Source organism: Streptomyces sp. NRRL S-118, assembly GCF_000716335.1.
Taxonomy (GTDB): Bacteria; Actinomycetota; Actinomycetes; order Streptomycetales; family Streptomycetaceae; genus Streptomyces.
Genome location: NZ_JOBL01000161.1, coordinates 16362 through 38992, shown reverse-complemented (window position 1 = coordinate 38992; position 22631 = coordinate 16362). Strand labels below are relative to the sequence as shown.

The 22631-nt window shown below is 74.1% G+C and carries 28 protein-coding genes; 7 read left to right on the top strand and 21 right to left on the bottom strand.

Features of this window, described 5'->3' with window-relative positions; translation table 11 throughout:
• Positions 1 to 166: 166 nt before the first annotated feature.
• The 7 genes from trpM to hisI all read right to left on the bottom strand — a co-directional run bounded on the left by trpM (position 167) and on the right by hisI (position 5136).
• A complete protein-coding gene (gene trpM / locus IH00_RS45365; protein ID WP_039946027.1) occupies positions 167 to 406 on the bottom strand; it encodes a tryptophan biosynthesis modulator TrpM in 240 nt (79 codons plus the stop codon).
• Between the two features lie 172 nt (positions 407 to 578).
• The gene (gene trpC / locus IH00_RS0102060) at positions 579 to 1388 is read right to left on the bottom strand and encodes an indole-3-glycerol phosphate synthase TrpC (RefSeq protein WP_031068876.1); all 810 of its coding nucleotides are present in this window, start codon (positions 1386 to 1388) and stop codon (positions 579 to 581) included.
• A gap of 115 nt (positions 1389 to 1503) precedes the next feature.
• On the bottom strand, positions 1504 to 2076 hold the full coding sequence (locus tag IH00_RS0102055; protein WP_052411119.1) for a DUF2752 domain-containing protein: 573 nt from the start codon (positions 2074 to 2076) through the stop codon (positions 1504 to 1506).
• A 92-nt stretch (positions 2077 to 2168) separates the two neighbouring features.
• A complete protein-coding gene (locus IH00_RS0102050; RefSeq protein ID WP_039946019.1) occupies positions 2169 to 2441 on the bottom strand; it encodes an HGxxPAAW family protein in 273 nt (90 codons plus the stop codon).
• Positions 2442 to 2612: 171 nt separating this feature from the next.
• Entirely contained in the window at positions 2613 to 3272 is a 660-nt protein-coding gene (locus tag IH00_RS0102045; RefSeq protein WP_031068870.1) for a TIGR02234 family membrane protein, read from the bottom strand.
• A 14-nt stretch (positions 3273 to 3286) separates the two neighbouring features.
• The gene (locus IH00_RS0102040) at positions 3287 to 4774 is read right to left on the bottom strand and encodes an anthranilate synthase component I (RefSeq protein ID WP_031068868.1); all 1488 of its coding nucleotides are present in this window, start codon (positions 4772 to 4774) and stop codon (positions 3287 to 3289) included.
• Between the two features lie 11 nt (positions 4775 to 4785).
• A complete protein-coding gene (gene hisI / locus IH00_RS0102035) occupies positions 4786 to 5136 on the bottom strand; it encodes a phosphoribosyl-AMP cyclohydrolase (protein ID WP_031068866.1) in 351 nt (116 codons plus the stop codon).
• 84 nt (positions 5137 to 5220) lie between these two features.
• Between hisI and IH00_RS0102030 the strand changes: the two genes are divergently transcribed.
• Complete coding sequence (locus IH00_RS0102030) at positions 5221 to 5856, top strand: TIGR03085 family metal-binding protein (protein WP_031068865.1); 636 nt, start codon at positions 5221 to 5223, stop codon at positions 5854 to 5856.
• Between the two features lie 89 nt (positions 5857 to 5945).
• Here the strand turns inward: IH00_RS0102030 and IH00_RS0102025 are convergent, their stop codons facing one another.
• Positions 5946 to 7217: an MFS transporter gene (locus tag IH00_RS0102025; RefSeq protein ID WP_031068864.1), complete on the bottom strand. Its 1272-nt coding sequence runs from the start codon at positions 7215 to 7217 to the stop codon at positions 5946 to 5948.
• A 149-nt stretch (positions 7218 to 7366) separates the two neighbouring features.
• Positions 7367 to 7495, bottom strand: a complete 129-nt coding sequence (locus tag IH00_RS44955; RefSeq protein ID WP_267882534.1) for a hypothetical protein — start codon at positions 7493 to 7495, stop codon at positions 7367 to 7369.
• Positions 7496 to 7772: 277 nt separating this feature from the next.
• Between IH00_RS44955 and IH00_RS0102015 the strand changes: the two genes are divergently transcribed.
• Positions 7773 to 8159 (top strand): VOC family protein, encoded by a 387-nt coding sequence (locus IH00_RS0102015; protein WP_031068863.1) that lies wholly within the window; start codon positions 7773 to 7775, stop codon positions 8157 to 8159.
• Positions 8160 to 8183: 24 nt separating this feature from the next.
• Here the strand turns inward: IH00_RS0102015 and hisF are convergent, their stop codons facing one another.
• The 8 genes from hisF to hisD all read right to left on the bottom strand — a co-directional run bounded on the left by hisF (position 8184) and on the right by hisD (position 13992).
• On the bottom strand, positions 8184 to 8939 hold the full coding sequence (gene hisF / locus IH00_RS0102010; protein WP_031068862.1) for an imidazole glycerol phosphate synthase subunit HisF: 756 nt from the start codon (positions 8937 to 8939) through the stop codon (positions 8184 to 8186).
• Complete coding sequence (locus tag IH00_RS0102005) at positions 8936 to 9352, bottom strand: RidA family protein (protein WP_031068861.1); 417 nt, start codon at positions 9350 to 9352, stop codon at positions 8936 to 8938. Before IH00_RS0102005 ends, hisF begins: the two co-directional genes overlap by 4 nt.
• Positions 9349 to 10083 (bottom strand): bifunctional 1-(5-phosphoribosyl)-5-((5-phosphoribosylamino)methylideneamino)imidazole-4-carboxamide isomerase/phosphoribosylanthranilate isomerase PriA, encoded by a 735-nt coding sequence (gene priA / locus IH00_RS0102000; protein ID WP_031068860.1) that lies wholly within the window; start codon positions 10081 to 10083, stop codon positions 9349 to 9351. The genes IH00_RS0102005 and priA overlap by 4 nt, the downstream gene beginning before the upstream one ends.
• 70 nt (positions 10084 to 10153) lie before the next feature.
• Positions 10154 to 10795: an imidazole glycerol phosphate synthase subunit HisH gene (gene hisH / locus IH00_RS0101995; protein WP_031068858.1), complete on the bottom strand. Its 642-nt coding sequence runs from the start codon at positions 10793 to 10795 to the stop codon at positions 10154 to 10156.
• Positions 10796 to 10800: 5 nt separating this feature from the next.
• On the bottom strand, positions 10801 to 10968 hold the full coding sequence (locus IH00_RS43210) for a hypothetical protein (RefSeq protein WP_031068856.1): 168 nt from the start codon (positions 10966 to 10968) through the stop codon (positions 10801 to 10803).
• Positions 10965 to 11558, bottom strand: a complete 594-nt coding sequence (gene hisB / locus IH00_RS0101985) for an imidazoleglycerol-phosphate dehydratase HisB (protein WP_031068854.1) — start codon at positions 11556 to 11558, stop codon at positions 10965 to 10967. The genes IH00_RS43210 and hisB overlap by 4 nt, the downstream gene beginning before the upstream one ends.
• Complete coding sequence (locus IH00_RS0101980; RefSeq protein WP_031068852.1) at positions 11555 to 12673, bottom strand: histidinol-phosphate transaminase; 1119 nt, start codon at positions 12671 to 12673, stop codon at positions 11555 to 11557. The genes hisB and IH00_RS0101980 overlap by 4 nt, the downstream gene beginning before the upstream one ends.
• Positions 12670 to 13992, bottom strand: coding sequence for a histidinol dehydrogenase (gene hisD / locus IH00_RS0101975; protein WP_031068850.1), 1323 nt, complete (start codon positions 13990 to 13992; stop codon positions 12670 to 12672). Before hisD ends, IH00_RS0101980 begins: the two co-directional genes overlap by 4 nt.
• 161 nt (positions 13993 to 14153) lie before the next feature.
• Here hisD and IH00_RS0101970 point away from each other — a divergent pair, with 161 nt between their 5' ends.
• From IH00_RS0101970 to ybaK, 4 genes are all read left to right on the top strand, one after another.
• Positions 14154 to 15764, top strand: coding sequence for a hypothetical protein (locus IH00_RS0101970; RefSeq protein ID WP_031068845.1), 1611 nt, complete (start codon positions 14154 to 14156; stop codon positions 15762 to 15764).
• Positions 15765 to 15890: 126 nt separating this feature from the next.
• Positions 15891 to 16946, top strand: coding sequence for a hypothetical protein (locus tag IH00_RS0101965; RefSeq protein WP_031068844.1), 1056 nt, complete (start codon positions 15891 to 15893; stop codon positions 16944 to 16946).
• An 11-nt stretch (positions 16947 to 16957) separates the two neighbouring features.
• A complete protein-coding gene (locus tag IH00_RS0101960) occupies positions 16958 to 17698 on the top strand; it encodes an LON peptidase substrate-binding domain-containing protein (RefSeq protein ID WP_031068842.1) in 741 nt (246 codons plus the stop codon).
• 20 nt (positions 17699 to 17718) lie between these two features.
• On the top strand, positions 17719 to 18216 hold the full coding sequence (ybaK, locus tag IH00_RS0101955; protein WP_031068840.1) for a Cys-tRNA(Pro) deacylase: 498 nt from the start codon (positions 17719 to 17721) through the stop codon (positions 18214 to 18216).
• A 71-nt stretch (positions 18217 to 18287) separates the two neighbouring features.
• Here ybaK and IH00_RS36840 read toward each other — a convergent pair whose 3' ends face one another.
• From IH00_RS36840 to IH00_RS0101935, 4 genes are read right to left on the bottom strand one after another with little or no spacing between them, the layout of a single operon-like run.
• A complete protein-coding gene (locus tag IH00_RS36840) occupies positions 18288 to 18947 on the bottom strand; it encodes a hypothetical protein (RefSeq protein ID WP_063835288.1) in 660 nt (219 codons plus the stop codon).
• Between the two features lie 34 nt (positions 18948 to 18981).
• Positions 18982 to 19791, bottom strand: coding sequence for an ABC transporter permease (locus IH00_RS0101945; RefSeq protein WP_052411121.1), 810 nt, complete (start codon positions 19789 to 19791; stop codon positions 18982 to 18984).
• Positions 19792 to 19831: 40 nt separating this feature from the next.
• The gene (locus tag IH00_RS0101940; protein WP_234334729.1) at positions 19832 to 20812 is read right to left on the bottom strand and encodes an ABC transporter ATP-binding protein; all 981 of its coding nucleotides are present in this window, start codon (positions 20810 to 20812) and stop codon (positions 19832 to 19834) included.
• Between the two features lie 29 nt (positions 20813 to 20841).
• Complete coding sequence (locus IH00_RS0101935) at positions 20842 to 22179, bottom strand: NYN domain-containing protein (RefSeq protein WP_031068835.1); 1338 nt, start codon at positions 22177 to 22179, stop codon at positions 20842 to 20844.
• A gap of 246 nt (positions 22180 to 22425) precedes the next feature.
• On the opposite strand from IH00_RS0101935, the gene IH00_RS42520 reads away from it, so the two are divergent.
• Complete coding sequence (locus IH00_RS42520) at positions 22426 to 22599, top strand: hypothetical protein (RefSeq protein WP_234334728.1); 174 nt, start codon at positions 22426 to 22428, stop codon at positions 22597 to 22599.
• Positions 22600 to 22631 lie beyond the last annotated feature (32 nt).

Genomic DNA, 22631 nt, shown 5'->3' with positions numbered 1-22631 from the left:
CGGGCGCCCCCGGGATGTCTGGGTCAACGGTGGTCACGGTGTGCGCCGACGCCACCGCCTCCGCCCCGTCGCGGGAGCCCCTCACCGGCGTCACCCGGAGCCGGGTGCGCGGAAGTGGTCCCGCCGCACCGGAGGACGTCCGGTGCGGCCCGTCGAGGAGGACGGGCTAGCGGTGGTGCAGGTGGCGCGCGGTGCGCGCACGCCATCGCATGCCGTTGACCTGGCCCGGCTCGTCCCCGATGACGTACCGGACGCGGCGTCCATGCACACGCCGTGCCGGGGCCCGGCAGCCACGCGGTCGGCAGCCGCGGGCGAGCCGGGCGTACGCGTCCGGGAGGGCGCGGGCGGCGCCCGGGAGAACGGTCGCGTACGGCGGGAGCGCGGGGTGCGCGGTCGTGGAGCTCACCGGGCTCGTGCCGGTCCCGGCGTCCGGGCACGCGCGCGTGGCGGCGGCCGGGTCCGCGGTGGCCGTGCAGCCGTCGGCCCGCCGGCGCACCGCACCGGCCGACGGCACCGGGCGCGCGAGCGCGGGGTGCGGTGTCGGCGTGAAGGCGCGGGCGGCGGCGGTCATGGCGGGGTCAGCCCCGTCCGTGCCGCAGGGCGGGGTGGGCGCCGGCGGCGACCAGGTCGGCCACCGCGGCCTTGGGGTCGCGGCCGGTGACGAGCGACTCGCCGACCAGGACGGCGTCGGCGCCCGCGTTGGCGTAGGCGATCAGGTCGTGCGGGCCGCGGATGCCGGACTCGGCGATCTTGACGATGCCCGCCGGGATCTCCGGGACGACCCGCTCGAAGGTGGAGCGGTCCACCTTGAGGGTCTTGAGGTTGCGCGCGTTGACGCCGATGACCCGGGCGCCCGCGTCGACGGCCCGCTCGACCTCTTCCTCGTCGTGGACCTCGACCAGCGGGGTCAGGCCGATGGACTCGGCGCGCTCGATGAGGGATTCCAGGGCGGGCTGGTCCAGGGCGGCGACGATCAGCAGGGCGAGGTCGGCGCCGTACGCCCGGGCCTCCCACAGCTGGTAGGCGGTGACGATGAAGTCCTTGCGCAGGACCGGGATGTCGACCCGGGCGCGAACGGCCTCCAGGTCGGCGAGGGAGCCGCCGAAGCGGCGCTGCTCGGTCAGCACGGAGATGACGGCCGCGCCGCCCGCTTCGTAGTCCGCGGCGAGACCGGCCGGGTCCGCGATCGCGGCGAGCGCGCCCTTGGACGGGCTGGAGCGCTTCACCTCGCAGATCACCTGGACGCCGTCGCCGCGCAGTGCGGCCGCGCCGTCCTTCGCCTGGGGCGCCTTCGCCGCCCGCTCCTTGAGCTCGTCGAGGGAGACCCGCGCCTGCCGCTCTGCGAGGTCGGCGCGTACGCCCTCGATGATCTCGTCGAGCACACTCACGCGAGAGGCCCCCTTCCGGGAGGGTGATGGTGAAGCCGGATCAGTCACCTCGATGGTATCCGGAGGTGGCCCGAGTCTCCGCATCCGGTTGTCGCCACCGCGCTGACCAGTGGCTTCACGGCGCCAGCCCGGAACCGAACGGCAAGTTCCGGACAATGGCGAAAAGCGCCAGGACAGCGCCCAGGGCCCACCCCCAGAAGGGCCCGACGGTGACGCGCACGGGCAGGTCGCGCGCGGCCCGGACCAGCCAGAGGACGATCACGACGGCGAAGACCAGATAGCCGGTGACGGCGAGGGCGTTGGCGCCGAAGGCGGCCGCGAGGTCGCCGTGGACGAAGGCGTGGGCACTGCGCAGGCCGCCGCAGCCGGGGCAGTACAGGCCGGTGAAGCGCAGCAGGGGGCAGACCGGGTAGTGCCCGGGCTCGTTGGGGTCGACGGCGCCCACGTACGCGAAGGCCGCGACGACCGCGGCGAGGGTGCCCAGGGGCGGTGCGAGCCGGCGTACGAGCGGAGGCCGGCCGCGCGACGGCACGTGCCCGGGTGCCGGGGGTGCGCCTCCCGCCGGTGCGCCCGCCGGTGCCGGTCCGGCGGGCGGAGGCCCACCATGTGCGGCAGGGGCTGCGGGCACGGTCCGCGCGGCAGGTCCGGCCTGGGCGGGTTCCGGGCCTTCGGGGGCAGGGTTCGGCATGGCGTCCACTCGGGGATTGTCGCGGGTGGAACGGAAAGGCGCAGCCCGGCCGTGCCGGACCGCGCCTCGTGTCGCGGCTGCCCCCGAACGGGTCAGGAGCGGGCGGCGTGGGCGGTCTCCGGGGTGTGGTCCCTGCGGGCCGCCTCCTCGCGGGCGCGCTCGAGTTCGGGCGACGGCTTCTGGCCGAGTCCGGCGAGCTTCATGGCGCCACCGACGACGCCGCCGAGCAGGATGAGGGCGCTGCCCGCCCAGAAGCCCAGCGGGTTGTTCGCCACCATGAAGGCACCGGCGACGCAGAAGCCGATGAAGGAGATGGTGACACCGGTCCAGGCGGCCGGGGTGTGTCCGTGGTCGCTGCCCGCCATGAATTGCTCCTCGTTGATGTTGCTCTGGTACGGCCCCGCCGGGTGCGGACGCTCTCGCGACATTGTCGCGCACGCGCGCGTGCCGGGTGATCCGGGGTCACCCTCGGGGGCCGGGGCCGGGGCCGGGGCCGGGGTGGCGCTGGGGCCGTGCGCCGGGTGGGGCGGGACGCGTCAGGCGGTGCCGGTCGGGTCCTCGCCGCGGTCCAGGGCCTTCCACAGGTCCTCCGGCCGGTCCGGGTCCGCGGCGGATCGGGCGCCGCGGGCACGCGGGCTGCCGTCGCGCTCGTACCGCCCGGACATGGCGGGCCAGGTCCGGCCGTAGCGCAGCGCCAGCAGTCCGGCGAGCAGGAGCAGCAGCCCGCCGGCAGCCGTGACGTACGGCCAGGCGGTGTGGGTGAGCTCCGCGACGCGGGCCGCGGCGTCGCCGGTGGTCCTCGCGGCCTCGGCGTCGAGCGCCGAACCGTCGGAGGCGCCCAGGTACGAGGCGGCGGCAGCGCCCGCGCCGCTCAGGGCGAGCAGCAGCGAGACGAGGAGCCGGCCCGCCCTGCGTACGGCGAAGACGGCCACCAGGGCCGCCAGGCCCACTATGGCGAGGGCGGTCGGCACACCCGTGACGTCGCCGCCCGCGGCGTCCAGCGGCACGCTGCCGCCGCCCACCGCGACGGTGCCCTCGGACCACGTCTGCCCCGACGCGAGCAGCACGACGGCCGCTCCGACGGCACCGAGGAACAGGGCGGCGGCGAGACTGCGACGGCCGCCGGGGGCGGCCGTCGTCTCGTTCGCGCGCGTGGCACGGGGCTGGGGTACGGATGCGGCACTCACGTACTCCACTATCCCTTACGCCGTCATGCGCCGTTCATCCGGTTCGCGGTGTGCACGGCCCGGAGCACGGCGGCCGCCTTGTTGCGGCACTCGGTGTCCTCGGCGACCGGGTCGGAGTCCGCGACGACACCGGCTCCGGCCTGCACGTACGCGGTGCCGTCGCGCAGGAGGGCGGTACGGATGGCGATGGCGGTGTCGGAGTCGCCGGCGAAGTCGAGGTAGCCGACGCAGCCGCCGTACAGGCCGCGGCGGGAGGGCTCCAGCTCCTCGATGATCTGCATGGCCCGCGGCTTGGGCGCGCCGGACAGGGTGCCGGCGGGGAAGCAGGCGGTCAGCACGTCGAAGGCGGTGCGGCCGGCGGCGACGCGGCCGGTGACGGTGGAGACGATGTGCATGACGTGCGAGTACCGCTCGATCGACATGAAGTCGACGACCTCGACGGAGCCCGGTTCGCAGACGCGGCCGAGGTCGTTGCGGCCGAGGTCGACCAGCATGAGGTGCTCGGCGCGCTCCTTGGGGTCGGCGATGAGCTCGTCGGCCAGCGCCTGGTCCTCCTGGGGGGTGGCTCCGCGCGGGCGGGTCCCGGCGATGGGGTGCACCATCGCGCGGCCGTCCTCGACCTTGACCAGCGCCTCGGGGCTGGATCCCACGACGTCGAAACCGTCGAAGCGGAAGAGGTACATGTAGGGGGACGGGTTGGTGGCCCGCAGGACGCGGTAGACGTCGAGGGCGCTCGCCGTGCAGGGGGTCTCGAACCGCTGCGAGGGCACCACCTGGAAGGCCTCACCGGCCCGGATGCGCTCCTTGATGTCCTCGACGGCTCCCTGGTACGCCTCTCCGCCCCACAGGGCGGTGTACGGCGGCAGCTCGGAGGGCGGCAGGGTGGCGGGCTCGGTGGCCAGGGGCTCGGCGAGGTCGGCGGCCATGGCGTCGAGGCGGGCGACGGCGTCCGCGTAGGCCTCGTCCACACCGGTGTCCAGGTCGTTGTGGTTGATCGCGTTGGCGATCAGCAGGACCGTGCCGTCCCAGTGGTCGAGCACGGCCAGGTCGGAGGTGAGGAGCATGGTCAGCTCGGGCAGCCGCAGGTCGTCGGTGCCGTGCTCGCCGATCCGCTCCAGGCGGCGCACGACGTCGTACCCCAGGTACCCGACCATGCCGCCGGTGAAGGGCGGGAGCTCCGCGGCCAGGTCGCGGGGGGTGTGCAGGGTCCCGACGGTGGCGCGCAGCGCCTCGAGGGGGTCGCCGTCGACGGGTACGCCGACGGGCGGGGTGCCGAGCCAGTGGGCCTGCCCGTCGCGCGCGGTGAGGGTGGCGGCGCTGCGGACACCGATGAACGAGTACCGCGACCAGGACCGGCCGTTCTCCGCGGACTCCAGGAGGAAGGTGCCGGGGCGCTCGGCGGCGAGCTTCCGGTAGAGCCCGACCGGGGTGTCGCCGTCCGCGAGCAGGCGGCGGCTGACGGGGATGACGCGGCGGTCGGCCGCCAGCTTGCGGAAGGTCTCGAGATCCATGGCGCCAGACCCTACTTGCCGAGGGGCAGCACGTCGTCGTCGAAGCAGGTACGGGCGCCCGTGTGGCAGGCGGCCCCCACCTGGTCGACCTTGACCAGGACGGTGTCGGCGTCGCAGTCCAGGGCGACGGACTTGACGTGCTGGACGTGGCCGGAGGTGTCGCCCTTGACCCAGTACTCCCGGCGGCTGCGGGACCAGTAGGTGCAGCGGCCGGTGGTGAGGGTGCGGTGCAGGGCCTCGTCGTCCATCCAGCCCAGCATGAGCACCTCGCCGGTGTCGTACTGCTGGGCGATGGCCGGGACCAGCCCGTCGGGGCTGCGCTTGAGACGGGCGGCGATGGCCGGGTCAAGGTTGCTGGTCATGTCGCCATTGTGCCGTGGTCGCGGCGTCTTCCCGGAGGTGCGTCCACTGGGCGGACCGGCCCCCGCCCCCGTAGGCTGGCGGACATGTCGACCCATGCCAAGCGTGAACGACTTCTGCTCGCCGATCTGTTGGAGGCGGCGGGCCCGGACGCCCTGACCCTGTGCGAGGGGTGGAAGACCCGTGACCTGGCGGCGCACGTGGTGGTGCGGGAGCGCCGCCCGGACGCCGCGGCGGGGATCCTCATCGGGGCACTGCGCGGGCGTCTGGAGCAGGTCCAGGCGGAGTTCGCCTCCAAGCCGTACGAGGAGCTGGTCCAGCTGATCCGTACGGGGCCGCCGCGGATGTCCCCGTACGCGATCAAGCAGGTCGACGAGGGCGCGAACACGGTGGAGTTCTATGTGCACGCCGAGGACGTGCGGCGGGCGCAGCCGGGCTGGACGCCGCGCGAGCTGGACCCGGTCTTCGCGGACGCGCTCTGGTCCCGCCTGGACAAGGCGGCGCGGATGCTGTGCCGCAAGGTCCCGGTGGGCCTGGTGCTGCGGCGGCCGAACGGCCAGACGACGGTGGCGCGGCGGGGCACCCCGGTGGTGACCGTGACCGGGGAGCCGGGCGAACTGACGATGTTCGCGTTCGGGCGGCAGGACTCCGCGCGCGTGGAGGTGGAGGGCGGCAAGGAGGCCGTGGAGCGGCTTCACGGGGCCGGCCAGCTGGGCCTGTGACGGCTGCGGCCGCGCGGCGGCCTCGTCGGGCCCCGGGTCCTCTCCCCAGGGGGCTCGCTCCGTAGCGGCCTCTCCGCCGGGGACCTCCTTCACCGCCCTCGGGGCAGCTCCGCGCGGCGCAGGGGTGCGGAGCTCAGGCCGAGGACGGCTCCTGCCGCGCAGATCGCCGCGCTCGCCGTGAACACGGGCCCGGGGCCCCACAGACCGATGGCCGCGCCGGTGAGCGGGAAGGTCAGCGGGGCGACGCCGAGGCTGAAGACGTGGGCGACGGAGGTGATCCGGCCCAGATGAGCCGGGTCCGCTTCGGTCTGGAGGAGCGCGGAGCACAGGGCGCCGCTGAGCCCGGTGAGCAGACCGATCGCGAGGGCGGTCACCACCGCGGTCTCCAGACGGGGTACGAACGCGAGGGCGGCGATCGCGACCGACCCGGCGGCGAGGGTCCAGGCCAGTACGGAGCCCGCGCGGGGCACCCGGCCCCGCACGGCCAGCAGCAGGGACGCGGCGGCGGAGCCGGTGCCGAACCCCGCGAGGATCCAGCCGATGCCGGCGGCGCCCCAGCCGCGCGCCTCGGCGAGGAGGGCGAGGCCGACGTTCAGCGGCCCGACGAAGCCCAGGTCGCTGAGGGCGATGACGACGACCAGCGGGGCGAGGACACGGTGCCGCCGCAGGGCGCGCAGTCCGTCGGCGAGGTCGCGCGGCACGGTGGTGGAAGGGCGGTCCGCGTCCCCGGGGAGCGGAGCGACGCGGAGGCACGCCAGGAGGGGCAGGGAGAGGGCGAACAGCGCCCCGGCCACGGCGAAGGCGGCGGCGGAGCCGCCCACGGCCACCGCGAGACCGCCCAAGGGGGCGCCGAGGACGAGGGCCACCCGGTGGGCGAGGCCTCGCATGCCCTGGACTCGGGCGAGCTGCCCGGCCGGGGCGATCCGGGGCGGCAGGGCGCCGACGGCCGGCATGAAGAGGGCGTCCACGATGCCGAAGAGCACGGCGAGGGCGGTGAGCGGCCAGAGGCCCGGGGTGGTGAGGAACAGCAGGGCGGCGACGCCGAGCGTGCTCAGGCAACGCGCCGTGTCGCTGAGCAGGACCACGCGGCGGGGCCCGAACCGGTCGGCGACGACTCCCCCGCCCAGCATGAGCAGGGCGCGCGGCAGGGCGCTGACCGCCATGACGACGCCCGCCTGGGCGGGGGTTCCGCTGCGGACCGCGGCCCAGGAGAGGGCCAGGTAGTAGACGCTGTCGCCGAGGGTCGAGGCGGTGTAGGCGCTGATCCAGCGCAGGACGTTGCCGTCACGGTGGGCGGGCGGCCGCGGGCCGGTCGCGGCCGGTCCGGCCGCGGCGGCGCGGCTCGCGGGGCTTTCCGGCACGGGGCCGCCACCGGCGGCACGGCCGGCCGCCACGGAGGTACCGGCGGGACTCTCCGGCGCGGAGCCACCGACGGCGGCGGGGCAGGCCGAGGCGGACGCACCAGCAGCCGGGACACCCGTCGCGGAGGCATCGGTGTCAGGGGATCGGGTCACGGGGCGGTGCCCCGGGCCCGGACCGGGAAGCCGTGGAGGCGCGGGGCGGAGTTCCCGCGCCCTTCGGTGCCGGCGGTCTCCTCGACGGCGCGGTCGCTGATCCGGCGCGGCGCTGGGCTGCTCATGCTGCGGGACCGTAGATCCGCCGGGGAAGGCGCGCAACATCTTTTGCGCTCGGCACGGACCTCTCCGGGTGCACTGGGGAAGGCGCCTCGTGGAGGGCGAGTGAGCCGAAGGGGCGCGGCGGTGTCGAAAGGGAGAACGCCAGGCTGTGAGGAACGAGCAGCCGAGCACGATCGGCCGTCGACACCGACTCGGGCGCCCCGGAGGCGAACCGGGCCTTGGAACCGCCGGTGGGGCGGAGCACCATCGGACGTACGCAGGCCGACCGGAGGACGCACCATGATCAGAATTGCGATGACCAGCGTGTACGTCGACGACGAGGAGAAGGCGCACGTCTTCTACCGGGACGTGCTCGGCTTCGAGACCCGCACGGACCTGGACCTCGGCGGGGCGCGGTTCATCACGGTCGCCGCGCCGGGTCAGGACGTCGAGCTGCTGCTGGAACCCGGGGACAGTCCGCTCGCGCAGCAGTACCGGGCGGGACTGCGCGCGGCCGGGCTGCCGTGCCTCGTGCTCGGGGTCGACGACCTGCGAGCGGAGTACGAGCGGCTGGGCGGCCTGGGTGTGCGGTTCACCCAGGCGCCCACGAAGCAGGGTCCGCTGCTGACGGCCGTGCTGGACGACACCGTCGGCAACCTCGTGCAGCTCGCGCAGCCGGCCGCCTGATCCCCGCGGCCGGCGGCGCGGACGTCAGCGGACCGGGTGGCCGGCCTCGCGCAGCGCGTCCTTGACCTCGGAGATGCGCAGATCGCCGAAGTGGAACACCGACGCCGCCAGGACCGCGTCGGCGCCCGCCGCGATGGCGGGCGGGAAGTCGGCGAGCCTGCCGGCCCCGCCGGAGGCGATCACCGGGACCGTGACGTGCTTGCGCACGGCGGCGATCATCTCGGTGTCGTAGCCGTCCTTGGTGCCGTCGGCGTCCATCGAGTTGAGGAGGATCTCCCCCGCGCCCAGCTCGGCGGCCCGGTGGGCCCACTCCACGGCGTCGATGCCGGTGCCGCGGCGGCCGCCGTGGGTGGTGACCTCGAACGTGCCCTCGGGGGTGCGGCGGGCGTCGACCGACAGGACCAGCACCTGGCGGCCGAAGCGCTCGGCGATCTCCTGGATGAGCTCCGGGCGGGCGATCGCCGCGGTGTTGACGCCCACCTTGTCGGCGCCGGCGCGCAGCAGCTTGTCGACGTCGTCGGCGCTGCGGACGCCACCGCCGACGGTCAGCGGGATGAAGACCTGCTCGGCGGTGCGGCGGACCACGTCGTAGGTGGTCTCCCGGTTGCCGGACGAGGCGGTGATGTCGAGGAAGGTGAGCTCGTCGGCGCCTTCGGCGTCGTACAGCTTGGCCATCTCGACGGGGTCGCCGGCGTCGCGCAGGTTCTGGAAGTTGACGCCCTTGACGACCCGGCCGTTGTCGACGTCCAGGCACGGGATGACTCGGACCGCGAGGGTCATGACGCGGCACCTCCTCGGTACGCCTCGACCTCGACCTCGACGACCAGGCTCGGGTCGACGAAGCCGGAGACGATGATCATCGATGCGGCGGGGCGGACGTCGTCGAACAGCTCCTTGTGGGCGCGGCCCACCTCGTCCACGTCCCGGGCGTGGGTGATGTACATCCGGGTGCGGACGACGTCGGCCGGGCCCAGGCCGAGCTGCTTCAGCGCGGCGAAGGCCACGTTGAAGGAGTTGACCGCCTGCTCGTAGGGGCCGCCGCCGGCGATCTCGCCGTCGACGATGGAGGTGCAGCCGGAGACGAGGACCAGGCCGTTGGGCAGTTCCACGGCGCGGGAGTAGCCGAACTGCTCCTCCCACGGGGCGCCGGTCACCACCTTGCGCACGGACGCGCTCTGTTCGGCCGCGGTCATTCCGCCACCGCCGCGACGGCCGCGAGGGCCTCTTCGAGGGTGAACGCCTTCGCGTACAGCGCCTTGCCGACGATCGCTCCCTCGACGCCCTCGGGGACGAGACCCGCGAGCGCCCGCAGGTCGTCGAGCGAGGAGACACCGCCGGAGGCGACCACCGGCTTGTCGGTGGCGGCGCAGACGTTGCGCAGCAACTCCAGGTTGGGGCCCTGCAGGGTGCCGTCCTTGGCGATGTCGGTGACGACGTAGCGCGCGCAGCCCTCGGAGTCGAGGCGGGCCAGCGTCTCGTACAGGTCGCCGCCGTCGCGGGTCCAGCCGCGGCCGCGCAGCGTGGTGCCGCGGACGTCCAGGCCGACCGCGATCTTGTCGCCGTGCTCGGCGATGACCTTGGCGACCCACTCGGGGGTCTCCAGGGCGGCCGTGCCCAGGTTGACCCGGGTGCAGCCGGTGGCGAGCGCGGCGGCCAGGGAGGCGTCGTCGCGGATGCCGCCGGACAGCTCGACCTTGATGTCCATGGCCCTGGCCACCTCGGCGATCAGCTCGCGGTTGTCCCCGGTGCCGAAGGCGGCGTCGAGGTCGACGAGATGCAGCCACTCGGCGCCCGCCCGCTGCCAGGTCAGGGCCGCCTCCAGGGGAGAGCCGTACGACGTCTCCGTGCCGGACTCGCCATGGACGAGCCGTACGGCCTGGCCGTCCCGGACGTCGACGGCGGGGAGGAGTTCGAGCTTGCTCATCTCAGCTAATCCTCGGTAGGGAGTGGAAGGAGCTAGGGAGCCGGGAAGGGGAGCTGCGGAAGCCGGGCGGCTAGAAGGAGTTCAGCCAGTTGGTCAGCAGCTGGGCGCCGGCGTCGCCGGACTTCTCGGGGTGGAACTGCGTCGCCCACAGGGCGCCGTTCTCGACGGCGGCCACGAACCGCTCGCCGTGCGTGGACCAGGTCACCTTGGGTGCGCGCATGGCGGGGTTGGTGATCTCCAGGCTCCAGTCGCGCACGGCGTAGGAGTGCACGAAGTAGAACCGGCTGTCGGCGTCGAGGCCGGCGAAGAGCTCGCTGTCCCCGGGCGCCTCGACGGTGTTCCAGCCCATGTGGGGCACGACGGGTGCCTTCAGCGGGCCGACCGTGCCGGGCCACTCGTCGAGGCCCTCGGTCTCCACGCCGTGCTCGATGCCGCGGGCGAAGAGGATCTGCATGCCGACGCAGATGCCCATGACGGGGCGGCCGCCGGAGAGCCGGCGCTCCACGATCCAGTCGCCGCGGGCTTCCTTGAGTCCGGTCATGCAGGCGGAGAAGGCGCCCACGCCGGGGACCAGGAGGCCGTCGGCGTTCATGGCGCGGTCGTAGTCGCGGGTGATCTCGACGTCGGCGCCGACGTGGGCGAGGGCCCGCTCGGCGGAGCGGACGTTGCCGAATCCGTAGTCGAAGACCACGACCTTCTTCGAGGTGCTCATCGCGCTCACTCCCAGATCCCCTGGATGCGCAGGACGCCCGCGGCCAGGCACATCGCGGAGGCGATGGCCAGCAGGACGATGACGCTCCTGGGCATCTTCTGCTTGCTGAAGGAGTACACGCCTCCCGCCAGGAAGAGGCCGACCACGATCAGGATGGTCGAGAGGCCCGTCACAGCGCGCCCTTCGTGGACGGAAGGATCCCGGCCGCACGCGGGTCACGCTCGGAGGCGTACCGCAGGGCGCGGGCGAGGGCCTTGAACTGGCACTCCACGATGTGGTGGGCGTTGCGTCCGTACGGCACGTGGACGTGCAGCGCGATCTGGGCCTGCGCGACGAACGACTCCAGGATGTGCCGGGTCATCGTCGTGTCGTAGGAGCCGATCATCGGCGCCATGTTCTCCGGCTCGGTGTGCACCAGGTAGGGGCGGCCGGACAGGTCGACGGTGACCTGGGCGAGGGACTCGTCCAGCGGCACCGTGCAGTTGCCGAACCGGTAGATGCCCACCTTGTCGCCGAGGGCCTGCTTGAAGGCGGCGCCCAGCGCGAGGGCGGTGTCCTCGATGGTGTGGTGCGAGTCGATGTGCAGGTCGCCGTCGGTCTTGACGGTGAGGTCGAACAGACCGTGGCGGCCGAGCTGGTCGAGCATGTGGTCGTAGAACCCGACACCGGTCGACACGTCGACCTTGCCGGTCCCGTCGAGGTCCATCTCGACGACGACGGACGTCTCCTTGGTGGTGCGCTCGACCCGTCCTACGCGGCTCATGAGCTCTGCTCCTTCTTCAGTGCGCGAACCGCATCCAGGAACGCGTCGTTCTCTTCGGGGGTGCCGGCGGTGACCCGCAGCCACCCCGGTACGCCGTTGTCACGGACGAGGACGCCCCGGTCGAGGATCCGCTGCCACACGGCGTGCGCGTCCTCGAACCGTCCGAACTGGACGAAGTTGGCGTCGGACTCGGTCACCTCGTAGCCGGTGGCGCGCAGCTCGGCGACGAGCCGGTCGCGTTCGGCCTTGAGCTGCTCGACGTACCCCAGCAGCGTATCGGTGTGCTCCAGCGCGGCGAGCGCGGTGGCCTGGGTGATCGCCGACAGGTGGTACGGCAGGCGCACCAGCTGTACGGCGTCGACCACGGCCCGGTGCGCGGCGAGGTAGCCCAGGCGCAGCCCGGCGGCGCCGAACGCCTTGGACATGGTGCGGGAGACCACCAGGTTGGGGCGGCCCTCGATCAGCGGCAGGAGCGAGGGGCGGTGGCTGAATTCCACGTACGCCTCGTCGACCACGACCAGGGACGGCCGGGCGGCCTGGGCCGCCTCGTACAGCGTCACCACGGTCTCCGCCTCGACGGCGGTGCCCGTGGGGTTGTTGGGCGAGGTGATGAAGACGACGTCGGGGCAGTGCCGTTCGATGGCGTGCGCGGCGGAGGCGACGTCGATGGTGAAGTCGTCGTTGCGGGGCCCGGAGATCCAGCCCGTGCCCGTCCCGCGCGAGATCAGGCCGTGCATCGAGTACGAGGGCTCGAAGCCGATCGCGAGGCGCCCCGGTCCGGCGAAGGTCTGCAGCAGCTGCTGGATGACCTCGTTGGAGCCGTTGGCGGCCCAGACGTTGGCCCGGCCGACCTCGTACCCGGTGGTCCGGGTGAGGTAGGCGGCCAGTTCCGAGCGCAGCTCGACGGCGTCCCGGTCGGGGTAGCGGTTGAGCGTGCGGGCGGCCTCCCGGACGCGCTCGGCGATGCGTTCGACGAGCGGTTCGGGCAGCGGGTAGGGGTTCTCGTTGGTGTTGAGGCGTACGGGCACGTCGAGCTGCGGCGCGCCGTAGGGGGACTTGCCGCGCAGCTCGTCGCGGATGGGCAGGTCGTCGATGCCGATGGTGTCGGGGGTCACTGCTGCGGCACCTTCCACCCGAACCGGGCCTTGACAGCGGCGCCGTGCGCCGGGAGGTCCTCCGCCTCGGCGAGCGTCACCACGTGGTGGGCGACCTCGGCCAGCGCGTCGCGCGTGTAGTCCACGATGTGGATGCCGCGCAGGAACGACTGGACGGACAGGCCGGAGGAGTGGCAGGCGCAACCGCCGGTGGGAAGGACGTGGTTGGAGCCCGCGCAGTAGTCGCCCAGCGAGACGGGCGCCCACGGGCCGACGAAGACGGCGCCCGCGTTGCGGACGCGCTGGGCCACGGCCGCGGCGTCGGCGGTCTGGATCTCCAGGTGCTCGGCGCCGTACGCGTCGACCACGCGCAGGCCCTCCTCCAGGCCGTCGACCAGCACGATCGCGGACTGCTTGCCGCGCAGCGCGGGCACGATCCGGTCCTCGACGTGCTTGGTGGCGGCGACCTGCGGCTCCAGTTCCTTCTCGACGGCCTCGGCCAGCTCGGCGGAGTCGGTGACGAGGACCGCGGCGGCGAGCGGGTCGTGCTCGGCCTGGCTGATGAGGTCGGCGGCGATGTGCACCGGGTCGGCGGTGTCGTCGGCGAGGACGGCGATCTCCGTCGGGCCGGCCTCGGTGTCGATGCCGATCCGGCCGGTGAAGTACCGCTTTGCCGCGGCGACCCAGATGTTGCCGGGGCCGGTGACCATGTCGGCCGGAGCGCAGGACTCGGTGCCGTACGCGAACATGGCGACGGCCTGGGCGCCCCCGGCCGCGTACACCTCGTCGACGCCGAGCAGGGCGCAGGCGGCGAGGATCGTGGGGTGCGGCAGGCCGCCGTGCTCCTTCTGCGGCGGGGAGGCGAGGGCGATCGACTCGACGCCCGCCTCCTGCGCCGGGACGGCGTTCATGATCACGGACGAGGGGTAGACGGAGCGGCCGCCGGGCGCGTACAGCCCGACGCGCTGGACCGGAACCCACTTCTCGGTCACCGTGCCGCCGGGCACCACCTGGGTGGTGTGCTGGCCGCGGCGCTGCTCGCGGTGGACGATCCTGGTCCGCCGGATCGACTCCTCCAGACCGGCGCGGACGGCCGGGTCCAGCTCCTCCAGCGCGCGCGTGAGCGCGGCGGCCGGGACGCGGACGCGGTCGAGGACCACGCCGTCGAACTTCTCCGCGTAGTCGATCAGCGCCGCGTCGCCCCGATGATGCACGGCCTCGCAGATGGGCCGCACCTTCTCCAGGGCGGCTTCCACGTCGAACTCGGCACGGGGCAGCAGGTCGCGCAGGGCGCCGCCCTTCGGCAGGGCGTCACCACGCAGATCGATTCGTGAGATCACAGGTCAATTCTCGCAGACGGCGTCGCGGAGCCGGACGTCCGTATCACTGGCTGATACACGCCGCAGTGGCGTCTTGTTGTCACACCTGACCGTTAGCGTTCGGTCCGTCACACAGCGGGAAGAACACTCGTACGAAACACGGGGAAGCGGAGGGGGCGGCAGTGACCGAGCCGCACGACGACGATGTGCCGGGCGACCTCAGTCCGACCGAGCTGGGGATGTGGCAGGCGTTCCGGATCGGTGCGACCTACGACCTGACCGTGGGCAACGCACTGCTGGACGATCCGTTCTCGCCTCGCGACTGGCCGCCGGAGCGCAGCGTCCGGGCCCGGGTGGTCGCGCTGCTGCTGCTGGACGGGCCACCGGCGCTGGCCGGGCGGGTCTCGGCGCTGAAGCTGCGCGGGGTGCAGATCACCGGGCGGCTGGATCTGGCGGGCGGCACGATCGCGCCGTACGTGGAGCTGCAGGGCTGCCGGTTCCAGGAGGAGGTGGTGCTGCCCGAGTCCCGGTTCGGCACGCTGCGCATGGTGGGCTGCGCGATACCGCGGCTGGAGGCGGCCCGGCTGCACACGGAGGGCGATCTGCACCTGCCGCGCTGCCGGGTCGAGCGGGGCGTGCGGCTCACGGACGCCCAGATCGGCACGGACCTGCTGATCAACCAGATACACGTCCGGCCGGACTCCCGGGGCCGGGCGATCGTCGCGGACGGCATGTCGGTCGCCCAGGACCTGCAGGCCGAGCTGATCGAGACGTACGGGGAGTTCTCGCTGCGCGGGGCCAAGGTCGGCGTGTCGCTCAGCCTGCGCGGCAGCCGGCTGCGCGGGGCGGAGGGCCGGCGGGCGCTGAACGCGCCGCAACTGAGCGTGGAGCGCACGCTCTACATGACGTACGCGTGGGTGAGCGACTCGACGGGGAACGTGGCGGGCGCTACCCCGCCGGGCGGGCTGGCCACCTTCAACACGCCGATGCGCGGGACCCGCATCCAGCCCTTCGAGTGCCGCGGCGGGGTGCGGCTGGACGACGGCCGGTTCGGTGACGCCGTCGACTTCCACCACGCGCGCTTCCTGCTGTCGTCGGAGCGGAGGGAAGAGCTGTCGCTGCGCCGGATCGTCACCCCGGAGCTGCGGTTCAACAGCGAGCGCCCGGAGGAGGGCCGGGTGGTGCTGAACGGCGCGAAGGTCGTCACGCTGATCGACCTGTCCACCAGCTGGCCGGGCCCGGGCGGGCTGGCGATGGGCGGCTTCGTGTACGAGAACCTCGTACCGTACGGGCACTTCCCGCTCGCCCGCCGTCTGGAGTGGGTGGCGGCGGCGACCCCCGAGTTCGCACCCGAGCCGTACGAGCGCCTGGCGGCGGTGCTGCGCAACAGCGGGGAGGACGCGGACGCCCGGGAGGTGCTGCTCGCCAAGCAGCGCCGGCGGCGCGAGACGCTGCCGCTGGCGGCGAAGCTGTGGGGCTACCTGCAGGACTGGACGGTGGCGTACGGGTACCGGCCGGGGAGGGCGGCGCTGTGGATGGCGGTGCTGTGGGCGGCGGGCACGCTGGCGTTCTCCCGGTGCGACCCGACGGCCATCAAGACGGACGAGCACCCGAACTGGAACGCGGCGCTGTACGCGCTGGACCTGCTGCTGCCGGTGATCAACCTCGGGCAGGACGGGTACTGGCGGCTGGAGGGCCTGTGGCAGTGGGCGTCCGCGGTGCTGATCCTGCTGGGGTGGGTCCTGGCCACCACGGTCGCGGCGGGCGCCTCACGCCTCCTCAGACGCAGCTGATCCGTCGCACGAACAGCCGGTCCACCGTTTTCTTTACGCGGTCTTGGCATTGGGCGGTGCAACCATTCCGCCGCCACCAAAGCTTCACAGCGGCCCTCTGGCCGCGGTTCCCACCTGCGGTTTTCAATGGTCCGCACCATGTCATTGCTCCGTGCCCTGCTCAGCACCGCCCGCGCGGTCCGGCACACCCCGCAGCTCGTCGACGGGCTGCCGCCGGACCACGCCGTGCTGCTCGACGCACCGGACGAGCGGCTCGGCCCGGCGCTGGTCGCCGCCGCCCTGGGCGACCACGCACCGGCCGCCGCGCTCCTCGCCGCCACGCGCGAGGCGGCCGAGTGGGAGAGCCGCGACCGGTACGTGGTGCGGCTGGCCGCGTTCGCGCACCGCCGCGACGCCTGGCTGGGGGGCTGGCTGGCCGACGCGCCGCAGGACCCGGACGCCCTGCTCGTCCGGGCCGAGCTTGCGGTGCGCAGGGCCTGGGAGTCGCCCGCCCGCGCCGAGCGGCTGCGCGAGCTCGGGCCGATGATCGAAGCGGTGGCCGCGGCCGCGCCGCGCGACCCGGTGCCGTGGCGCCTCGCGCTGGACCACGCCCGCGGGACGCAGGCCGCGCCCGCGGCGTTCGAGGCGCTGTGGGAGCAGGCGGTGCGCCGCTCCGCGCACCACTACGGCTGCCATGTGGCGGCGCTCGAGTACCTGTCGGCACAGTGCTGCGCCCGGCGTGACTCGACGCCCGCCGCCCGCCGCTGCGCGTACCGCGAGTGCTTCGACTTCGCCGAGCAGGCCGCCGCCGACGCCCTCCCGGGGTCGCTGATACGGGCGTTGCCGGTACGGGCCGCCTGCACGCAGTTGCTGGCCGGCGGCGGCGCGTCCGCCCCGGCCGAGCGGATCGACGCGGCCGCGGACCTGGCCGCGGAGCTGTCCGCGCGGTACGCGCCGGGCGATCCCTGGCCGGCCGAGGTGCGCAACGTGCTGGCGTACGTGCTGGTCGAGCGTGGGCGGTGGGCCGCGGCACTGGAGCAGTTCCGGCTGATCGGGCCGCACGCCACGTCGTTCCCCTGGGCTTCGTCCGGGGACGATCCGCTCGGCCGGTTCCTCGACGCGCGCGACGGTGCGCGCCGCGAACTGGCTCCGGCCGTCCCTTTGCGCGGACGGGCCGGTCGGGGCCGGAGCGGTGACCATTAGGCTTGGCCGTTGTGACCACCGCTCGCCTGCCCCTCTTCCCGCTGAACGCGGTGCTGTTCCCCGGCCTCGTGCTGCCGCTCAACGTCTTCGAGGAGCGCTATCGCGCCATGATGCGTGAGCTGCTGAAGACCGACGAGTCCGAACCGCGCCGCTTCGCCGTCGTCGCCATCCGCGACGGGCGCGAGGTCGCACCGACCGCGCCCGGCATGCCGGACCAGACCGGGCTGCCGGAGAAGGGGCCCGCCGCCGGGTTCGGCCCCGACCCGATCCAGGCGTTCCACCGGGTGGGGTGCATCGCGGACGCGGCCACCATCCGGGAGCGGTCCGACGGCAGCTTCGAGGTGCTGGCGACCGGCACGCGGCGTGTGAAGGTGTTGTCGGTCGACGCGGACGGTCCGTTCCTGACCGCCGAGCTGGAGGAGCTGGAGGAGGAGCCCGGCGAGGGCGCGGGCGCGCTCGCCGAAGGTGTCCTGCGCGCCTTCCGCACCTATCAGAAGCGGCTCGCGGGCGCCCGTGAGCGCTCGCTGGCGACCGGCGTGGAACTGCCCGACGAGCCGTCGGTCGTCTCGTACCTGGTGGCCGCGGCGGCGGTGCTGGACACGCCCGCCAAGCAGCGGCTGCTCCAGGCGCCGGACACCGCGACGCGGTTGCGGGAGGAGCTGCACCTGCTGCGCTCGGAGACGGCGGTGCTGCGCCACCTGCCGTCGCTGCCGGCGGTGGAGCTGACCCGTACCCCGACGAGCCCCAACTGACCCGAGGGAGCGGACCCGACGTGGCGAAGAAGACCAGGAAACAGGCCGGCGGCACCCCGGCGACGGTCGCCCTGACCGCCGCCGGCACACCGTTCACCCTGCACGCGTACGACCACGACCCGGCGTCGCCCTCGTACGGGGAGGAGGCCGCCGAGGCGCTGGGGGTCTCCCCCGAGCGGGTGTTCAAGACGCTCGTCGCGGACGTGGACGGCGAACTGACGGTGGCGGTCGTACCGGTGGCCGGGCAGCTGGACCTGAAGGCCCTGGCGGCCGCGGTCGGCGGCAAGCGGGCGGCGATGGCGGACCCGGCGGCGGCCGAGCGGACGACGGGGTACGTCCGCGGCGGCATCTCGCCGCTCGGGCAGCGCAAGCGGCTGCGCACGGTCCTGGACGCGTCGGCCGGGCAGCACGCCACGATCTGCATCTCGGCGGGCCGCCGCGGCCTGGAGGTCGAGCTCGCCCCGAAGGACCTCGCCGCCCTCACCAGCGCGGTGCTGGCCCCCATCGGCCGCGCGTAGGTCCTGCCGGACCCGGGCCCGCCGGCCGTCGGCCGGGAGCGCGGCTCGCGTGGCCCGGGCGGCCCCGCGGCTCAGTCCCCGTGCGGAGGCGGCGGGGAGGGCGGCCCGTACAGGTCCCACTCCGGCTCCGGGTCCCGCGGCGCGAAGAGCGCCGTCAGCCCCAGGTGGACGATCATCGCGGCGACCGGCCACGCCAGCAGCGCACCGTGCGCGCCCAGCTCCAGCGGCGCGTCGAAGACCACGCCCTCGCCCACCGCGCGGGCGTGCGCCACCACGTCGTGCGTGGGGCCCAGCAGCGTCCCGATGCCCCAGCCGAGCAGGGAGCCCAGCAGGCCGCCCAGCGCCAGACCGACGACCACCGCGATGCCGCCGTGGCGGCGCGTGCACCAGAACACGATCGCCGCGCTCAGCGCACCGAGGGCCAGCGCGAGCAGCGTGAACGTTCCGTCCGCGCCGACGGCGCTCTCGCCCTCGGTCTCCTTCAGGAACACCGCCTTGCCGTCCGAGATCAGCGGGATCCGCGGCGCCAGCCACAGCCACAGCAGCCCGAGCACCACGCCCGCGACCATCACGCCGAGCAGCACCACGGCCCCCTGCCGCAGCTCCGTGGCGACGTCCGGCGACGCGTCGTCCGCGGCGCCGGAGGCGGCGGAGGCGGCGGAGGGGTACGGCGGCGGCCACGAGGAGTCGTGCGGGGGTGGCTGGTGAGGCGGCGTCAACGGTGCGGTCACCCTGCCATCGTGCCAGGCGCCCGGCGGGCCTGCCTCACCGGACCGCCGCACGCCGGTACGCCCACGTCGCGACGGTCAGTGAGAGGACGCCGACGGCCGCGCAGACCCCGAGGTCGACGCCGACCGCCGCCCAGTCGGGGCGGGCGTCGAAGGTGCGGGCGAGCGCCTCCACCCCGTACGTCGACGGGAGGAGGTCCCGCGCCCAGCCGATCGGCTCGGGCAGCCGGCCGGCGGGCAGCACGCCCAGCAGCAGCGCCGCCGACATCCCGAGCTGGCCCAGCAGCGTGGCGAGTTCCTGCCGCGGCGCGAGCAGCCCGAGCGCCGCGCCGAGCCCGGCGAGCGCCGCCCCGGCGAGCGGCACGACAGCGCCGAGGATCCACAGGTGCGTCAGCGGCAGCTGGAAGAGGACGGACCCGGCGACCGCGGTCACCACCGTCCCCGGCACGGTGAAGGAGGCGTAGGCGCCGGCCGCGCCCAGCACCACCGCGGCGGGCGGCACCGGCAGCGTGGCGTAGTGGTCGAGCCCCCCGCTCGCCCGCAGCTGCCCGAAGTACTGGGCCAGCAGGTTGAGCGCGACGAAGGCGACCACGAGCACGGACGACCCCGCGACGACCGCCCGCGCCTCGGCGCCGCCGTCGACGACGCCCCGCATCAGCACCATGATCCCGACGGACTGGAAGGTGGCGACGAACAGCAGCGGGATACGGGCCACCCGGGCCCGGGACAGCTGTGCCCGGTACACGGCGGCGAGCGCGGGCAGCAGCCGTGCCGTCGGCGCGAGGGGGGCGGCGCCGCTCGCGGCGGGGTCACCGGCCGGCGCGGTGACGACCGCTCCGGGCGACAGGGTGGCCCGTACGGGCAGGATGCTCACCTGATGCTCCTGTTCATGCCTTGACCAGGCCTTTCGCCTCGCCGCCCAGCGCGAGGTACACGTCCTCCAGGCTGGGCGTCGCGACCGTGAAGTCGTCGAGCGCGGCGAACGCCGCGCCGCCGGTCACCGCCGCGACCGCGGCCCGTGCCTCGTCCGGCGCGAGCCGCAGCACCCACCGGCGCCCCTGCTCCTGCGCGGAGGCACGCAGGGCGGCGACCTCCGGGACGTCGAGGGGCGCACGTTCACGCCACACGAGTTCCACCCGTACGTCACCGGCCACCTGCTCCTTGAGCCCGGCCGGGGTGTCGCAGGCGATCACCCGGCCGCGTTCGAGGACGGCCACCCGGTCCAGCACGGTCTCCGCCTCGATGACGTTGTGGGTGACGAGGACGACGGTCGTGCCGTGCTCGGCGCGCCGCCGGTCGACCGCCGCCCACACGGCGCGCCGGGCGACCGGGTCCATGCCGGTGGTCGGCTCGTCGAGGATGAGCAGGGGCCGCTCCCCCACCAGCGCGGTGGCGAAGCAGGCGAGCCGGCGCTGCCCGCCGGACAGCCGCTTCAGGGCGCGCCCGGCGAGCTCGGTCAGGCCCAGCTCGGCGAGGACCGCGTCCCGCTCGGCCCGCGCCTCCCGGGCGGTCAGCCCGCGCAGCCGTCCGGTCGTCTCGGCGGCGAGTGCCACGGTCAGCTCGTCGAGCGCGGTGGACTCCTGCCCGAGGTAGCCGATCAGCCGGGCCGCCCGCTCGGGATGGCGTACGAGATCGTGCCCCAGCATCTCGACGGTGCCGGAGTCGGGCCGCATCAGGCCGGTCAGCTGGCGCACGAGGGTGGACTTGCCGGCTCCGTTGGGGCCGAGCAGGCCGAAGATCTCCCCGCCGCGGACGTCCAGGCTGACCCCGTCGGTGGCGCGCACCTCCGGGGTCGCGGGGGTCCCTCTCCGGGCGCGCGCGGCGGGGTACGTCTTGACCAGGTCCCGCACCACGCACACCGTACTCACGAGGGATGAGCCTAAAGGGTCGGGCTGCCCTATTCGCCCACGGGGGCGTGTTCGGCGGCCGCCCGGACGTCGATCTCCCTCCAGAAGCCGGCCCGGATCGCGTACCGGTCGTGCTCGTCGATCTGGTCGTCCTTGTGCGCGAGCAGGCCGAACCGGGCGGCGTAGCGCAGCAGCTCGCCGTCGATGCGGTGCGGGATGCGGGGGTACATGCTGGACAGTTTCCCGACGTGGCTCTGGTCGGGCAGCCGCTCCATCCAGCGCCGGGCGAAGACCTGCCCGACCTCGAAGGGGTCGCCGCCGACGGTGGTGATGTCCTCCTCGCGGTCGGCCCAGCGCTGCTCGGCGCTGGTCAGCTGGGCGAGGGTGGGCAGGGAGGCCGTCTCGGGCGGCTCGCCGATCTGGCTGCCGGGGCGGTCGACCCAGCCGCGGTCGGAGGACCAGCGCAGGGTGGCGTTGGCGGGTTGGGGGACGGGCGTCTGGGGGTGGCCGGGGCCGCGCAGCCCGGCGAGGTCCTTGGGGGTCGGCACGCCCTTGCCGCCGTTCGGGCCGGAGGGGGTGCCCGATCCGTTGGCGCCGGCGGTGGGCGGGGCGGCGGGGGCCGGCGCCGTCCGGTCCGCGGATCCGTTGCGTACGGCGGCGGGGACGGTCCGGCCGCCGGAGCCGGCCGCGGTGCCGAAGGTCTCCGGGGCGGAGGAGGCGGTGGAGGTGTTCGCGCCGAAGGCCGCGGGGGCGGACTCGGGCAGCGGGGCGGAGAGGATGGCGGCGATCTCGGGGCGCGGGACGGGGGGCGGGGCGCAGACGCCGCCCAGCTCCTTGGCCCGTACCGCCCGGGTGATCCACTCCCGGTCGAGGACGCGTCGTTCGTCGGCCTCGGCGACCAGGTCCTCGGACTGGTTGTAGTCGCCGTCGGCGGCCTGGACCGCCCAGAGGTGGACGGCGACGCCGTGCTCCTTCGCCGACATCAGGCCGGGCAGCAGATCGCCGTCGCCGGTGACGAGCACCACGTCGGAGCAGGCGCGGTTGCGGGCCAGCTCGGTGAGTTCGGCGTGCATCGCGGCATCGACGCCCTTCTGCGCCCAGCGTCCGTCGCTGCGGGTCAGTGCTCCGAGCCGGACGGTGACCCGGGGCATCACGCGGAGCCTGCGGTGTTCGGGCTGGGGTACGCGGTCGGGGGCGCCGTCGAACCAGTAGATCCGCAGCAGGGGCTGGGCCGTGTCGCTTTCGGCGCGTTCGCGCAGGCCCTGGATGAGGGCGGCGTGGTCGACGGTGATCCGGGAGCGGGCCGGTTCCCCGGCAAGGAGGCTGGCGGCGGCGCCCAGCAGGTAGCCGGCGTCCACCAGAACGACGCAGCGGTCCACGTGTTCCACCCTCTTTCGGGAACCTCGGGATCGGAAGTTGCTTCGGTACGTACTACGGGAAGTGCTCGGGGTTTCTTCGAGTCTGCCCGACTGCCGGAGTGTTAACGGCCGGAACTGGATCACCGGCGTGGCGGATCACCCTACGCCCCGCGCCCGGACCGCGACTACGGTCCGCAATGATCCAAAATGCGCGGCAATTATGCGTATGTGAGTCTGAACGCGGCCCTGGCCCCTACACCCCACGGAGGCATCACCATGGCCAAGAACAAGAAGCAGGACCGCAGTCCGATGAAGGCGTCGCCGGCCGAGCGGGGCGCGCAGCAGACGCAGAGCACGTCCATGGAGTCGCAGGCCGAGCAGCGGATGCCGGGCATCGCGCCGACCGACGTCGCCCACAAGGGCCGGCAGAAGCGCTTCGGGCACAACTGAGGTCCCTGACGGCGCCGCGTCAGGCCGTCGTG